The 15249-nt window shown below is 74.8% G+C and carries 14 protein-coding genes; 12 read left to right on the forward strand and 2 right to left on the reverse strand.

Annotated elements, in window-relative coordinates; genetic code table 11:
• The first annotated feature begins 103 nt into the window (after nucleotides 1–103).
• The 6 genes from OG715_RS33555 (at nucleotide 104) to OG715_RS33580 (ending at nucleotide 6569) form a co-directional block, all read left to right on the forward strand.
• On the forward strand, nucleotides 104–3181 hold the full coding sequence (locus OG715_RS33555) for a nitrate- and nitrite sensing domain-containing protein (RefSeq protein WP_266273522.1): 3078 nt from the start codon (nucleotides 104–106) through the stop codon (nucleotides 3179–3181).
• Complete coding sequence (locus OG715_RS33560) at nucleotides 3178–3597, forward strand: roadblock/LC7 domain-containing protein (RefSeq protein ID WP_030392000.1); 420 nt, start codon at nucleotides 3178–3180, stop codon at nucleotides 3595–3597. Before OG715_RS33555 ends, OG715_RS33560 begins: the two co-directional genes overlap by 4 nt.
• Nucleotides 3598–3845: 248 nt before the next feature.
• Complete coding sequence (locus tag OG715_RS33565; RefSeq protein ID WP_231978716.1) at nucleotides 3846–4175, forward strand: DUF742 domain-containing protein; 330 nt, start codon at nucleotides 3846–3848, stop codon at nucleotides 4173–4175.
• Nucleotides 4176–4272: 97 nt separating this feature from the next.
• On the forward strand, nucleotides 4273–4821 hold the full coding sequence (locus OG715_RS33570; RefSeq protein ID WP_266274617.1) for a GTP-binding protein: 549 nt from the start codon (nucleotides 4273–4275) through the stop codon (nucleotides 4819–4821).
• A 322-nt stretch (nucleotides 4822–5143) separates the two neighbouring features.
• A complete protein-coding gene (locus OG715_RS33575; RefSeq protein ID WP_266273520.1) occupies nucleotides 5144–5272 on the forward strand; it encodes a hypothetical protein in 129 nt (42 codons plus the stop codon).
• Between the two features lie 376 nt (nucleotides 5273–5648).
• On the forward strand, nucleotides 5649–6569 hold the full coding sequence (locus OG715_RS33580; protein ID WP_407661048.1) for a winged helix-turn-helix domain-containing protein: 921 nt from the start codon (nucleotides 5649–5651) through the stop codon (nucleotides 6567–6569).
• 146 nt (nucleotides 6570–6715) lie between these two features.
• On the opposite strand, the gene OG715_RS33585 is transcribed toward OG715_RS33580, so the two are convergent.
• Nucleotides 6716–7498: an IclR family transcriptional regulator gene (locus OG715_RS33585; RefSeq protein ID WP_266273519.1), complete on the reverse strand. Its 783-nt coding sequence runs from the start codon at nucleotides 7496–7498 to the stop codon at nucleotides 6716–6718.
• Nucleotides 7499–7982: 484 nt separating this feature from the next.
• On the opposite strand from OG715_RS33585, the gene OG715_RS33590 reads away from it, so the two are divergent.
• From OG715_RS33590 to OG715_RS33615, 6 genes are all read left to right on the forward strand, one after another.
• Nucleotides 7983–8990 (forward strand): ABC transporter substrate-binding protein, encoded by a 1008-nt coding sequence (locus OG715_RS33590; RefSeq protein ID WP_266274615.1) that lies wholly within the window; start codon nucleotides 7983–7985, stop codon nucleotides 8988–8990.
• Nucleotides 8991–9098: 108 nt separating this feature from the next.
• On the forward strand, nucleotides 9099–10127 hold the full coding sequence (locus OG715_RS33595; protein ID WP_266273518.1) for an NrtA/SsuA/CpmA family ABC transporter substrate-binding protein: 1029 nt from the start codon (nucleotides 9099–9101) through the stop codon (nucleotides 10125–10127).
• Nucleotides 10128–10201: 74 nt separating this feature from the next.
• Nucleotides 10202–11008 carry an ABC transporter permease gene (locus OG715_RS33600; RefSeq protein ID WP_266274614.1) on the forward strand — a complete coding sequence of 269 codons (807 nt, stop codon included), beginning with the start codon at nucleotides 10202–10204 and terminating at the stop codon, nucleotides 11006–11008.
• Nucleotides 11005–11811 (forward strand): ABC transporter ATP-binding protein, encoded by an 807-nt coding sequence (locus OG715_RS33605; RefSeq protein WP_266273517.1) that lies wholly within the window; start codon nucleotides 11005–11007, stop codon nucleotides 11809–11811. Before OG715_RS33600 ends, OG715_RS33605 begins: the two co-directional genes overlap by 4 nt.
• Nucleotides 11812–11919: 108 nt before the next feature.
• Nucleotides 11920–12873: an ABC transporter substrate-binding protein gene (locus OG715_RS33610; RefSeq protein ID WP_266273516.1), complete on the forward strand. Its 954-nt coding sequence runs from the start codon at nucleotides 11920–11922 to the stop codon at nucleotides 12871–12873.
• 3 nt (nucleotides 12874–12876) lie between these two features.
• Nucleotides 12877–13953, forward strand: coding sequence for an LLM class flavin-dependent oxidoreductase (locus tag OG715_RS33615; RefSeq protein ID WP_266273515.1), 1077 nt, complete (start codon nucleotides 12877–12879; stop codon nucleotides 13951–13953).
• A 234-nt stretch (nucleotides 13954–14187) separates the two neighbouring features.
• Here OG715_RS33615 and mgrA read toward each other — a convergent pair whose 3' ends face one another.
• On the reverse strand, nucleotides 14188–15180 hold the full coding sequence (gene mgrA / locus OG715_RS33620) for an L-glyceraldehyde 3-phosphate reductase (protein ID WP_266273514.1): 993 nt from the start codon (nucleotides 15178–15180) through the stop codon (nucleotides 14188–14190).
• Nucleotides 15181–15249: the final 69 nt, after the last annotated feature.

Raw genomic sequence — 15249 nt, forward strand, 5'->3', positions numbered from 1 at the left:
TCGTCCGCCCCCACGCTCCCGCTCCCAGGCCGCCCCGCCCCCTGACGCCTCCCCGTGTTCCCCGCACCCCGTCCGCGCCTGGCACTTCCCGACCGAGGACTCCATGCGTCTGCGCAGCAGCTCGATCCGCGCGAAGATCATCGCGCTGCTCCTGGTGCCCATCGTCGCCCTCACCGCCCTCTGGGCGTACGCGACGCTCGCCACCACCGGCGATGTCTGGAGCCGGCTCGACGTCAGCGCGACCTACAAGGAGTTCGGCACCCCGGTCGACCTGTACGCGCACGACCTGCAGAACGAGCGCCGGGCCGCCGTCCGCAGGCTCGCCGATCCGGCCTCCCGCGCCGCCCGCGACGCCTTCGAGCAGGCCCGCGCCGCCACCGACCACGACCTCGCCGTCCTGCAGCAGAAGAAGGACACCGAGGGCAGCCGGCTCGACGAGGCCCAGCGCGGCCGCTACCTGCAGATCCTCGCCGCCGCCGACCAGCTCAGCCCGCTCCGCGCCCAGATCGGCCGCGCCGCGCTGAACTGGGAGTTCGCCCTCGGCCAGTACACCGACCTGATCAAGCCCACCTTCGGCTTCCGGTCCGCGTTCGTCGCCCGCCAGAGCGGCCAACTCCCGCGGCAGGGCACGATCATGATCGAGCTGATGCGCGCCCGGGAGTACCTCGCCCAGGAGGACGCGGCGATGGAGGGGCTGCGCACCGGGACCGGCCGGCCGACCTCCGAGCAGTACCAGGTCGCGCTCGACGCCCTGCACAACCAGCAGGCGCTGTTCACCGTCTACATCGCCGAGCTGGACCCGGTCGACCAGGCCGACTACATCGCCCTGCGCGGCGGCGAGGCCTGGGCCGCGCTCGCCCGCGCCGAGGCGGACTTCGTCGGCGCCGGCGGACCCGAGCGGGTCGTGCAGGCGATCAACGGCGACGCCTGGCGGGAGACCGCCGACCGCGCCCTCGGCGACCTCGCGGCGATCAACGCCCGGCTGAGCGGCACCATCGACGACCGCGACCACTCCTACGCGGTCGGACTGCTCTGGCGCGGCGGCATCGCCGGTGCGATCGGCCTGGTCGCCGTGGTGCTCTCGGTCCTCATCTCCTTCCGGATCGGCCGGGGCCTGGTCCGCGAGCTGATCGGCCTGCGCAACGCGGCCAACGAACTGGCCGGCACCCGGCTGCCCTCGGTCATGCTGCGGCTGCGCAAGGGCGAGTCGGTGGACGTCGCCACCGAGGCCCCCGAGCTGGAGTTCGGCCAGGCCGAGATCGGCCAGGTCGGCCGCGCGATCAACGCCGTGCAGCGGGCCGCCGTCGAGGCCGCCGTCGAGCAGGCCGAACTGCGGCGCGGCGTCTCGGCCGTCTTCGTCAACCTGGCCCGCCGCAGCCAGGTCCTGCTGCACCGCCAGCTGACGCTGCTCGACACCATGGAGCGGCGCGCCGAGGACCCGGCGGAGCTGGAGGACCTCTTCAAGGTCGACCACCTCACCACCCGTATGCGGCGGCACGCGGAGGGCCTGATCATCCTGGCCGGCGGCTCGCCGGGCCGGGCCTGGCGCAAGCCGGTGCGGATGGTGGACGTGGTCCGCGCGGCGGTCGGCGAGGTCGAGGACTACGCCCGGGTGATCGTCCGGCCGTTCCCCGGCACCGGCCTGCTCGGCAGCGCGGTCGCGGACGTCACCCACCTGATCGCCGAACTGGTCGAGAACGCGGCGGTGTTCTCCCCGCCCAGCACCCAGGTCACCGTGCAGGGCGAGGTGGTGGCGCACGGCTTCGCGCTGGAGATCGACGACCGGGGGCTCGGCCTGAGCGAGCAACTGCTCGCCGGGATCAACGAACGCCTCGCGGTGGAGCAGGAGTTCGACCTCGCCGACACCGACCGGCTGGGCCTCTTCGTGGTCAGCCGGCTGGCGCGCCGGCACGGTATCCGGGTGCACCTGCGGCCCTCCCCGTACGGGGGGACGACGGCGGTGGTGCTGATCCCGCGCGAGCTGCTGGCGGAGGCGCCGGACGGGCTGCCCGAGCCGCCCGCGGCCTCGGGCCCGGGCGCGGGGAACGGGAACGGGAACGGGACCGGCCCGGGCGTCGCACCCGGACCGGTCGGCGGCCGACGGGCAGCGGTGGGGCGGCGCGGACAGCGCGACCTGGTCGCCGTGCCCGCCCTGGCCGAGGACGACACCCACGACTCCCTCGACTCGCGAGGTACGAACGGCGCGAACAGTGCGAACAGCGCGGGCGGTGCGTCGAAGGGTGTGAACGGAGCGGGCGGCCGGCACCGGATCGCCGGTGGGCCGCGCCCCTCGGCACCCGAACCGGCCCGTACCCCCGGCGGTCTGCCGCGCCGCGCGCGCGGCAGCGGCGGGCCCGTACTGGTCGCGGCGGCAGCCGCCGATGCGACCGGACCGGGGACCGGACGCCACCGGCGCGCCGACGACCCGGACTCCGTCGGGCCGGACCCGGCCGAGCTCCGGACCGGGCCCGCCGACGCGGCGGAGGCCGGGGCCGGGGCCGTGGCCGCGGACCGGCCCGTCGCGGCAGCGGCGTCCGCAGCGGCGCCCGCAGCGTCGGCCCCGGGGACCGCCGACGCCGCCACGCCGCGGACCGCCACGCCCCGGACCGCCACCACCGGTACGCCGGGCGGGCTGCCGCGACGCGTGCGGCAGGCGAGCCTCGCCCCGCAGCTGCGTGAGCGCGCGGCGGAGGCCGCCGCCGGACGGGCCGACGGCCCGGGCGGCTCCGGTGCGCCGGGCGGCGGCGCCGAACCGGCGCGCGAGCGCTCGCCCGAGGAGGCGCGGGCCACCTTCGCCTCGTTCCAGCGCGGCTTCACCCGGGGCCGGGGCACCCCTGCCGCCCGGCCGACGGCCGCCCCGACGCCGGTGCCCTTCCCGGTGCCGACGGTGCGCCGCGCGCTGGCCCCGGCACCCGCCCCGGCGGCGCTGCCCGGCCCCTCCGGGGGCGAACCGGCGCCGCTGGTCCGCCGGGCGCCGGTGCCGCCGCCGACCAGGCTCGTCCGGCCCCCGCGCCTCGTGGCGGAACCGGACGCACCCGCCGGTCCGTTGTCCGACGGGCCGCCCGAAGGCACCGCACCATCCGCACGACCGGCACGACCCGCACCGCACGTACGCCGGGCAGGACCAGTACGACCCGCACCATCCGCACGACCCGCTCCAGCAGAAGGAACTGATTCATGACCACTTCGACGCAGTCGTCCGGAGACCTCAACTGGCTCCTGGACGACCTGGTGGGCCGGGTGGCCGCCCTGCGCCACGCGGTGATCCTCTCCGGCGACGGCCTGGCCACCGGCGCCTCCCGCGACCTCGCCCGGGAGGACGCCGAGCACCTGGCCGCCGTGGCGGCCGGCTTCCACAGCCTGGCCAAGGGCGCGGGCGGGCACTTCAAGGTCGGCGGCGTGCGCCAGACCATGGTCGAGCTGGACGAGGCCTTCCTGTTCATCACCGCGGCCGGCGACGGCAGCTGCCTGGCGGTGCTGAGCGAGGCCGAGGCCGACATCGGCCAGATCGCCTACGAGATGGCCCTGCTGGTCAAGCGGGTCGGCGAGCACCTCGCCGCCGAACCGCGCGCCGACGTGGCACCGCCCGGGAGATGAGCGGTCCGATGGCGGACGAGGAGCCGAGGGCGGTGGCAGCCGGCCCGGAGCCGGCCGGTGCTTCCGGTGCGGAGCCGACCGGTGGTTCCGGCGCGGCCGGAGCGACCGGCGGGGAAGCCGCCGACCGGGGTCCGGACGACCGGGGTCCGGACGGTGACGATCCGGGGCTCGACCTGTTCCGTGCGCGGACCCCGGTCGACGACCGCTGGTTCGACGACGAGGCCGGCCCGGTGGTGCGCCTCTACTCGATGACCCGGGGCCGGGCCAGACCGGTCGAGGACGGCCTGTTCGACCTGATCTCGCTGATCGTCGCCAAGGACCCGGCGCCGGTCGCCGCGGCCGTCCCCGCCCATGTGCTGGACCCCGAGCACCAGACCATCCTGGCCTGGTGCCGCCGGGAGCCGATCTCGGTCGCCGAGCTCGGCTCCTACACCGACCTGCCGGTCAGCGTCGTACGCGTCCTGCTCGGCGATCTCTACGACGCCGAGCTGATCAGCGTCACCCGACCCGTTCCGCTCGCCGAGCTGCCGGACGAGCGCCTGCTGCGAGACGTGATCAATGGACTCCGTGCGCTCTGACCTCCACGCCCCCGCCGCCACCGCCCCGGGCCCCGCGTACGACGGGGGCGCCGAGCGGGCCAACGACCCGCGCTGGCGGGGCGGTCCGGCGGTCGCGGTGAAGATCCTGGTCGCCGGCGGCTTCGGCGCGGGCAAGACCACCCTGGTCGGGTCGGTCAGCGAGATCCGGCCGCTGCGCACGGAGGAGGAGCTGAGCGAGCTGGGCCGCCCGGTGGACGACACCGCGGGCGTCGAGGCCAAGCGCACCACCACGGTGGCGATGGACTTCGGCCGGATCGACCTGCGGCCCGGGCTCGCGCTCTACCTGTTCGGCACGCCCGGCCAGGACCGGTTCTGGTTCGTCTGGGACGAGCTGGCCCGGGGCGCGCTGGGCGCGCTGGTGCTGGCCGACACGCGGCGGCTGGCGGACTGCTTCCCCTCGGTGGACTTCTTCGAGCAGCGGCGGATCCCGTTCCTGGTCGCCGTGAACTGCTTCGAGGGCAGTGAGCTGTTCTCGCCGGAGGAGGTCAGGGACGCGCTCGACCTGGACCCGGACATCCCGGTGGTGCTGTGCGACGCCCGCCGCCGCGAGGACGGCAAGGAACTGCTGGTGGCCCTGGTCGAGCACGCGGCGGCGCGCCGGGGGGCGGGCACCGGGGCGCGATGAGCCCGGTCCGCCCGGTCCGCCCGGTCGGCCCGCTCCGCCCGGTCGGCCCGCTCCGTCCGGCCCGTCCCGTCCGTCCCGTCCCGTGCGTCCCGGCCCCTCCCCGGTCCGGCAGGTGGCGTCTCATCAGGGTGTTCACATGCCGGACGATCCTGGCCGAGCAGGTTGCCTTGACGGGCCCGGCGTGGAAGGCTCTGGTGACGAAGGCCGCCCGGGCCCATGGCCGGGATGCCTCGATCGTGCCGCGCACCCGGTGTGCGTCCGGCACGCGTGTCGCAGCGCGGTACAGGGACGTACCGGCAGGCCGAGGGGGGAGGACCGAACCATGAACGTCGAGCAGCGATGTGTTGCGGCCGGGTCCGCCCAAGCCGATCTCGCCATGCCGGCCACCCCGGCGCTGACCGTCCGGCGGTACATCGACCACGCGCTGATCTGCAGCGCCTGTTGTCGCTGACCCAGCCAACCGTCGCCAGCCACCTCACCGTCACCGCCGTTCGCCGCCCGGGGGATCTCCCGGCCGGTACGCCCCTTCCGGAGTCGCCGGACGGGCCCGGCGGACGCTGACGGTCCATCGCATCGTCGACCCGGCAGTACCGGACAGCAGTCCGGTGGTCCGCCGTCGGCCCTGCCCGCTTTGCGGAGAGCACCAGTGAAACTCCTCGAACCGTTCTGGCCGTCCCGCCAGCCACACCTGTTCGACCAGACGTGTCCGGGCTCGCCCAGCGCGTCCCGGCACTCCCTCCGCTGACCTCGGGTCGGTCCACGGCAGCACGCCCGGTAGACGCGCAGACGACTCCACCCCGTCCGTCACGCGCGAAATGAGCGACGTCATGTCTTCCACCTCCACGGCCACTCTCCCTCTCCCCGCCGCGACCCCGCACCTGCGCGCGGTCCGCTCCGTCCCGTCCCCCGTCGAACGCCGGCACGGGGGGTCCGTACCGCAGCGGCCGGCCGCCGCCGGCCAGCCGGGCTCCGTGCAGGGGCCCGCCCAGTCCGGTTTCGGGCAGCCCGGCTTCGGCCCGTCCGGCTTCGCCGGGTCGGGGTCCGCGCGGGTCGCCGCCGCAGCGGTCCCGTCCGTCTCGCCGGTTCCGCCGGTCGCGCCGCAGATCGTTCCGGCGCTCCCGCCGCAGGCGCTGCTCGCGGCGCTGCCCGAGGGCGCGGCGGTGGTCGCCGCGCTGCCCCAGGGCTCGCTGCCGCAGGCCCTGCTGGCCCAGTACGGGGCGCAGTTCGGCGCCTCGGCGGGGCAGTCGATGGTCGGCTACCTGGTGCTGGTCCCGGCCGAGGGCGGCGGAGTCGCCGTCGCGCCGGGCGTCGGGCGGCAGGGCTTCCCGACCGCCTCGATCCCGGCCCCGCAGGCCGGTCCGGGCGCCGCCGGGGCGTCGGTCCTCGGTGCTCCCGGCATCGGCGGCATCGGTGCGGCCGCAGTCGGCGCCGCCGCCGGAACGCGTCCGGTGCGGCCCGTCGGCCGCGGGATCACGGTCGACACCGAGCGCCGGAACGCCTACGTGGACGGCCAGTTGCTCGACCTGACCTACCTGGAGTTCGAGCTGCTCGCCCATCTGACCGAGCACCCGCAGCGGGTGCACACCCGCGACCACCTGGTCTCCGCCGTCTGGGGCTACGGCCACGTCGGCGACGGCCGCACGGTGGACGTGCACGTGGCCCGGCTGCGCCGCAAGCTCGGAGCGGCCTACCGCGACAGCATCGTGACGGTCCGTCGGGTCGGCTACAAGTACACGCCGGTGGCCTGAGCACTGAGGCACGCACCCCAAATCCCGACGCACAGCGCATCCCGACGCACAGCGCATCCCGCTCCGCCGCACGTCGTGTCACCGATCGGCCGGGGGCCGGGCGTTCTCTCCGAACGCCCGGCCCTCTTCCGTGTTCTGACGATGTATCAGATCCGCTGGTCCGGCGGCAGCAGCAGGACGGCCAGTGCACCGGCGCAGGCCCGGGCGTGGTCGAGGAACCACTCCAGCCGCTCGTCGGTGAGGTGGACGGGAGTGGAGCGGACGGCAAGGGCGAACCTGGCCTGTCCGGCGCCGTCCAGCACCGGGACGGCGACCGTGCGCACCCCGGTCTCCGACTCGCCGTCGTTGAGCGCGTGGCCGGCCGCCCGGACCTTCGCCAGCTCCTCCGCGAGGCGCTCCGGCGCGGTGATGGTCCGGTCGGTGAACGGCGCCAGCGGGCCGAGCGTGGCGACGCCCGCGTCGCCGGGGCGGGGCCAGGCCAGCAGGACCTTGCCGAGCGCGGTCGAGTGGAGCGGACGTCGCAGCCCGAGCCCGGTGTCCGGCCGGACGGAGGCGCCGACCAGGATCACCGCGTGCGGACCGCTGCGGATCGCGAGATCGGCGGCGGCGCCGGTCCGGCGGGACAGCAGGTCGAGCTCGGGCGCGGCCAGGTGCAGCCCGCGCTGGTGGAAGGTGAGTTGGCCGAGCTCGGCGACCGCCGGGCCGAGCCGGTAGCGGGCCGTGTGCTCGTCCTGTTCCAGGAAGGCGGCGCTGACCAGGGTGCGGGCCAGCCGGTGTGCGGTGGACACGGACAGGCCCATCCGGCGGGCCAGGTCCGAGGCGCTCAGGTCGGGGCCGTTGTCGTGGAAGCAGTGCAGCAGTCCGAGGGCCCGCTGAACGGCCTGGGCGCCGGCCGGCGGGCTCTGAGCGGCGGTGACGGCCTCGGCCATGGCATCTCTCGTTCTGTCCGTGGCTCCGGCCGTTCACCGGAGTCGCTCCCAGACTATGGCAGCGTGCGCTGCGGGAATGTGTCAACGGCATTGCAAAAGGATGCCGTTCATGAACAACCAATCCCATGATGTGGCAAACCCTTGCTCCTGGCTCGCCCGCCGTGGAACGCTCGGCGCAGCGCACCGGACGGCCCCGTCCGACGGCGCCCGGACCGCGGGAGAGGAGCAGTGCCGTGACGACCCACCGGTGCCCCTCCTCCCGCGCCTGTTGTCGCTGACGCGCCCCGGCCCGCGCCGGTCCCCGTAGGACTCCGCCCCGCCCCCCGTTCCTTTCCACCACGCCTGGTGACCCGTACCGCGCACCCCGCCCCGCCGTCGGGGGCGCGCACGCACCCCGCCCCGCCGCAGAGGACCAGCCACCGTGCCCAGTTCCGCCCGCAGTTCCGCCGAGGGGCCCGCCCCGACCACCGCCGTTGCCCCGGGGGTGCCCGACACCCTCTGGTTCACCCGTTGCCCGGTGCCCACCGCGACCGGCATCGCGGCCGACCGGGGCTGGCTGGGCCGGGAGTTCGCCCCCGACGGCATCGCCGTCCGCTCGCTCCAGGACGCGCCTCCCGAGGTCGCCGCCGACCACCACTACACCCACGCCCTGACCGGGCTGTTCCGCGAGGGCGGCAACGTGCCGGCGCTCTGGGCCCGTTCGCGCGGCGAGCGGACCAGGCTGGTCGGGCTCACCTGGATCGAGGAGCGCCAGGTCGTCCTGGTCCGGTCCGGCAGCGGGATCACCGAGCCCGGACAGCTGCGCGGGCTGCGGCTCGCCGTCCCACGACATGGGATCGCCATCGACTTCTGGCGCGCGATGGCACTGGCGGGCCTGCACGGAGCACTCTCGCTCGCGGGTCTCACGCCGGCGGACGTCGAACTGGTGGACGTGCCGGCCGCGCCGGGCGAAGGCCAGTGGGAGGCGGAGCTGACGGCGCTGCGCGACGGCGTCGTGGACGCGGTCTATGCGAAGGGCGCGCTCGCCGTGGAGGCGGCCCGACGGATCGGGGCGGAGGTCGCCGTCGACCTGGACGCCGTGCCGGACCGCCGGGCGCGGGTGAACAACGGCACGCCCCGGCCGATCACCGTGCGGCAGGAACTGCTCGACACGCACCCGGACCTGGTGGCCCGCTTCCTCGCCGTGCTGCTGGAGGCCGCCGACTGGGCCGCCGGGCAGCCGGCGGAGGTCGCGCGGATCCTGGGCGCCGAGACCGGCGCGGGGGAGGAGGGCGTCGCCGGGGCGTACGCGGCGGGCGGTCACCGCACCCTGCACCTCGACCTCTCCGAGGACCGCCTCGCCCTGCTGGAGCAGCAGGAGCGCTTCCTCGACCGGCACGGGTTCCTGGCCGGTCCGGTCGACGTCCGGGCCTGGGCCGACCCGGAGCCGCTCCGTGCCGCCCGCGACCTGCTCGCCGCCCGCCGCGCCGAGGGGCGGACGCACGGTGACTGACGGGTAGCGGCCGACACTTCCCCCAAGTCGCCCGCCTCTTCCTCCGCCGCTACCGCCCCGCCCCCTCCGCTCTCCGCCCGCACCCCCCCGATCTCAGGAGCCGACCCCGTGAATCCCTCCCGCCCCGTCCTCGCCGCCACCGCCCTGCTCGCCACCACCCTCCTGGCCGCCTGCGGCTCCTCCGCCGACGGGGGAGCGGCCGCCGCCGGCGGCGGCAAGGGCGACAAGGCCGAAGCGGTGCTCCGGCTGCCCGACCCCGGGAACAACGGCTTCCTCGCCCTGGGGAAGAAGGACGGCTCGCTCGACCGCGCCCTCGCGGCCGTCCACGCCAAGGTCGCCTGGACCGGCAGCGCCGGCCCGTTCGCCCCCGCCGCCCAGGCCCTCTCCGCCGACCAGCTCGACGTCGCCCAGGGTTCGATCACCTCCGCCGTCGCCGCGCTCGCCCAGAAGCCCGGCTTCAAGCTGTTCGCCCAGACCGCCCCCGACGGCGTCGGCGAAGGCATCCTGGTGAAGAACGGTTCGCCGATCAAGAGCGTGCAGGACCTCGTCGGCCACAAGGTCGCCGTGAGCCAGGGCGGCACCAGCGAGTACCTGCTGCTGAAGGCGCTGGAGAAGAACGGCATCCCGGCGGACAAGGTCGAGCGGGTCTATCTGCGCGCCGACCAGACGGCGGGGGTCTTCAACTCCGGCCAGGTGGACGCCTGGGCCACCTGGAACACCTTCTCCACCCCGACGATCGCCAACTCGGGCGCGCACTTCCTGGTCAACGGGAAGGAGGTCGGCTCCGACAACTACGCCGTCTGGGCCGTCCGCAACGGCTTCGCCGACAAGCACCCCGAGGTGGTGAAGGCGTTCTACACCTACCTCCGCGAGAACGGCCTCAAGGAGAAGGCCGACCCGGCCGCCTACCTCAACGTCTTCACCGACTCCGGGCCGACCGCCGTCACCGCCGCCGAGAAGGACGTCGCCGTCGAGGTGACCCGCCAGGGCGCCGCCGCCGACGCCATCGGCGAGGCCGACATCGCCCGGTTCGGCACCGTCGCCGCGTTCTTCGCGGAGCAGAAGGTCACCAAGCAGCCGGTCGACGTCAAGCCCTATCTGGTCGACCTCGGGGCGCTCGGCGGTGGCACCAAGTGACCACCGCCACCCGCCCGTCGGCGCCGGGCGACAGAGCCGCCGATCCGGAGACCGCCGCCGCGCGTGCCGCCGGACTGGTCGAACCGCGCACCCGCCGCCGGACCTCCCGCCCCCGCGCGCTCGCGCTGACCCTGCGCGCCCTCGGCCCGCTGGCCCTCCTCGGCGGCTGGGCCCTCGCCTCCGCCACCGGCGCGCTCACCCAGGACGTGCTGGCCTCGCCCGCCCAGGTCGCCGAGGCGGTCGGCGAACTCTGGGGCAACGGCCAACTCACCGACGCCCTCGGCGTCTCGCTCACCCGGGCCGGCCTCGGCCTGCTGATCGGCGCCGGCACCGGCCTGGTGCTGGGCGTAGTGACCGGCTTCTTCCGCCTCGGCGAGGAGCTCCTCGACTCGGCGGTCCAGGTGCTGCGCACCGTCCCCTTCCTCGCCCTCGTCCCGCTGTTCATGGTCTGGTTCGGCATCACCGAGACCGCCAAGGTCGCGCTGATCGGTGTCGCCACCAGCTTCCCCATGTACGTGTCGACCTCCGGCGGGGTCCGCAACACCGACCCCAAGCTGATCGAGGCCATGCGCAGCTTCGGCCTCGGGCGCTGGGCGATCGTGCGCACCGTCGTGCTGCCCGGCGCCCTGCCCGCCCTCCTCTCCGGCCTGCGGCTCTCCATGACGCTCAGCGTGATCGCCCTGATCGCCGCCGAGGAGATCAACTCCACCGAGGGCATCGGCTACTTGATGGCCCAGGCGCAGAACTTCTCCCGCACCGACATCCTCGCCGTCTGCATCCTGATCTACGGGGTGCTGGGACTCACCGCCGACGGCATCGTCCGCCTGCTGGAGCGGGTCCTGATGCCCTGGCGCAGGGCCGCCCAGGGAGGCACCCGATGACCACCACCCCCACCCCGACCTTCAACGAAGCCGAGACCGAGACCGGGACCGAAGTCGGGACCGAAGCCGGGACCGAAGCCGGGACCGAAGCCGGGACCGAAGCCGGGGCCACCCCGGCCGTCCATCTGCGCGGCCTGCGCCGGGTGTTCGGCACCCGGGCCGTCCTCGACGGCGTCGATCTCTCCATCGCCCGGGGCGAGTTCGTCGCACTGCTCGGTGCCAGCGGCACCGGCAAGACCACCCTGCTGCGCATCCTCGGCGAGCTGGACCGGGCCGACGGCGGAACGGTCCTCGTCCCGCCGGTGCGGACGGTGGTCTTCCAGGAGCCGCGACTGGTCCCCTCGAAGCGGGTGCTCGCCAATGTCACCGTCGGCCTGCCGCGCGGCGCCGCCACCCGGGAGACCGGGCTGAGGGCGCTCGCCGAGGTCGGCCTCGACCGGCACGCCGACGCCTGGCCGGTCACCCTCTCCGGCGGCGAGGCGCAGCGCGCCGCACTCGCCCGGGCCCTGGTCCGGGCACCCCAACTGCTGCTGCTGGACGAACCGTTCGCCGCCCTGGACGCGCTCACCCGGCTGCGCATGCAGGACCTCGTGGGCGATCTGGTCCGCCGCCACCGGCCGGCCGTCCTGCTGGTCACCCATGACGTGGACGAGGCGGTGCGGCTCGCCGACCGGGTCGCCGTGCTCCGGGACGGCAAGCTGGTGCGCGACGAGCGCGTGGGCGTCGCCCGCCCGCGCGACCCGGCCGACCCCGCCTTCACCGACCTGCGCCGCCAGCTGCTCGCCGACCTCGGCGTCCACTGACACCGCCCGTCCCCCTCCCCCCGAAGCCCCCGAAGCCCGCTCGCCCCCGCCCGAACCGCCCCCGCCCGAAGCCCCCCTTGCCCCACCCGCAGCACAGGAGTTGATCCCATGGCCATCACCCTCGGCGTCCACGCCAGCAACCCGTCCCTGTACTACCTCTCCCGACTCGACTACCTGGACGAGGAGTTGGCACCGCTCGGGGAGACCGGAGCGTTCCACCACTACACCGACGGGACCCGCACCGGCGAGCTGCTGGCGGAGGGCGTGATCGACTTCGGCGGCACGGGCTCCACCCCGCCGGTGACCGCCCAGGCGGCCGGGCACGACCTGGTCTACGCGGCGGTGTCGGCGCCCCGGCCCGACCACGGCGCGCTGCTGGTGAGCGCCGACGGACCGGTGCACTCGGTCGCGGACCTGAAGGGCGGCACCGTCGTCCTGGGCATCGGTTCCTGGCAGACCCACCTGCTCGCCAAGGCCCTGCACGCCGAGGGTCTGTCCTACGCCACCGATGTCACGGCCGTCCGCCCGGCGGCGGGGCAGGACCAGGCGCGGCGGCTGCGCGAGGGCGAGATCATCGGCTGGATCGCCCAGGGCGCCGAACTCGCGGCCGCCCGGCGCGACGGCGGGTTCCGCGAACTGGTCCGCACCGGTGACGTCATCACCGACCGCTCGGTGTTCTTCACCCGGCGCGGCTTCGCCGTCGACCGGCCCGAGGTGGTCGCGGCGATCGTCACCGCCCTGGGGCGCGCGGACGCCTGGGTGGCCGCCAATCTGTCGGAGGCGGCCGCGATCGCCGCGGCGGACCTCGGCGGCAGCGCCCAGGACTGGCGGACCGCCCTGGCCGGCCTGCCGTGGCGGCTGGAGCCGGCGACCGCCGGGTTCGTCGCCGAGCAGCAGGAGGCGGCCGACATCTTCCACCGGGTCGGCTTCGTCGACCGCCCGGTGGTCGTCGCCGACGCCCATCTGCCCGCGCTGGAGGCCCCGGTGGCTGCGGCCGCGACCGCCGCCACCACCGCCACCATCACGGCCGCCACGGCCGACGCCGGCACCGGGGCGGTCTGACCGATGGCCTCCGAATTCCTCTGGTACATCATCCCGCGCGAGGGTCACTACCCCTGGGAGCCGGCCGGACGCCGCCCGGCCGACCTCCGCTACCTCCAGCAACTGGCCGGCAGTGTGGAGCGGTTGGGTTACACCGGCGCGCTGCTGGCGACCGACCTGCACGACGTGTGGGACCTCGGCAACGCACTCGCCGCCGCCACCACCCCGGCGTTCAAGCCGCTGCTCGCCGTCCACCCCGGACTGATCTCGCCCACCCTGCTGGCCAAGATGGCGCTCAGCTTCGACCACCTGCACGGCGGCCGGCTGCGCTTCAACGTGGTCAACGGCTCCACCGAGCAGCTGCGCGAGTACGGCCTGCACGTCGAGCACGACGACCGCTACCGCCTCAGCGCCGAGTACTGGTCGATCGTCAAGCGGCTCACCTCCGGCGAGGTCTTCGACCACAAGGGGGAGTTCTACGACCTCCGGAACGCCGGAGCGAGCCTGCGCGAGCTCACCCCGGTCCAGCCGGGCGGCATCCCGCTCTGGTTCGGCGGCAGTTCGGCGGCCGGGATCGAGATGGCCGCCGAGCACGTGGACGTCTACCTCACCTGGGGCGAACCGCCGCACCAGCTCAAGGAGAAGCTCGACCTGGTCCGGGAGCGCGCCGCCGCGCACGGGCGCACCCTGCGGATCGGCCTGCGACTGCACCTGATCGTCCGCGACACCGAGGACGAGGCCTGGGCCGCCGCCGACCGGCTGCTCGACGTGACCAGCGAGGCCACCTACGCCCGCCAACTGGGCGGCGCGCGCGGCGAGGACGGCGTCGGCTGGCAGCGGCAGTTCCGCCAGCACGGCGGCAAGGTGCCGGCCCGGGCCCGGGAACTGGAGGTCCACCCCAATATGTGGCCCGGAATGAGCCTGTTCCGCCCCGGCCCCGGTACCGCCGTGGTCGGATCGACGGCCCAGGTGGTCGAGCGGCTCCAGGAGTTCGAGGCGCTCGGGGTGGACACCTTCATCCTCTCCGGCAATCCGCTGCTGGAGGAGGCCCACCGGGTCGCCGAGACGGTGCTACCGGCGCTGGGCGTCCAACGCCGGTAGGACACCCGGAAGGAGGGGGAACGGCAGCGGCGAGGTCAGCGCAAGCTGCCGGGCGAAGCGGGCGACGGTCCGGAGGAGGTACATCCGCACGACGGGCTCCCGAGGTCTCGAAGGACGCGTACGGACGGTCCCGTACCCGCGGTCCAACGAGGACGGTGCCCCGCCGGTCACGCATCGACCGGCGGGGCACCGCGCGTTCCGTTCCGGGGGCGCTCCGGCGGCCCGGCGCGCGCCTCAGCGGCTGAGCGCGTCGATCTCCGCGAGCTCCTCCTGCGTCAGCGGACCGCCCGCCAGCGCGTCGAGGTTCTGGTCCAGCTGCCGGACGCTGCTGGCCCCGATGATCACCGACACCACCCGCTCGTCCCGCAGGACCCAGCTCAGCGCCAGCTGCGCCAGGGTCTGCCCGCGCCGCTCGGCCACCTTGTTCAGTGCCCGCAGCTGGTCGAGCTTCGCTCCGGTGAGCGCCTCCTCGCGGAGGAACTTGCCCACCGACATCCGCGATCCGCTCGGCACCTCGCCGGTGAGGTAGCGGTCCGTCAGCAGGCCCTGGGCGAGCGGCGAGAAGGCGATCAGGCTGGTGCGGGTGTCGGCGACCGCGTCCAGCACGCCCTCGTCCTCGACGTAGCGGTTGAGGATCGAGTAGGAGCACTGGTTCATCAGCACCGGCGTGCCCAGGTCGCGCAGGATCGCCACGGCCTCCCGGTGCTGCTCCGCCGGGTAGTTGGAGATGCCCGCGTACAGCGCCTTCCCGGACCGGACGGCGGAGGCCAGCGCGCCCATGGTCTCCTCGAGCGGGGTGTTCGCGTCGTAGCGGTGCGAGTAGAACACGTCCACGTAGTCGAGGCCCATCCGGCCGAGCGACTGGTCCAGGCTGGCCAGCAGGTACTTGCGGCTGCCGCCGTCGCCGTACGGGCCGGGCCACATGTCGTAGCCGGCCTTGGAGGCGATGAACAGCTCGTCCCGGTACGGACGGAAGTCCTGCGCGAACAGGTGGCCGAAGTTGCGCTCGGCGCTGCCGTACGGCGGACCGTAGTTGTTGGCCAGGTCGAAGTGGGTGATGCCCCGGTCGAAGGCCCGGCGCAGCACCGCCCGCTGGACGTCCAGCGGTTGGGTGTCGCCGAAGTTGTGCCACAGGCCCAGGGAGACGGCCGGGAGCAGCACACCGCTGCGGCCGGCCCGGCGGTAGGTCATCGACGCATAGCGGTCATCCGCAGCGAGGTAGCTCATGCCGGACATCCTGCCAGGTCGGTACCGGCCGGCCGAGGGACGGGCCGCGGTCGCCGGCAGCCGCACCCG

It is taken from the genome of Kitasatospora purpeofusca (assembly GCF_036010405.1).
In the GTDB taxonomy this organism is placed as follows: Bacteria; Actinomycetota; Actinomycetes; order Streptomycetales; family Streptomycetaceae; genus Kitasatospora; species Kitasatospora purpeofusca.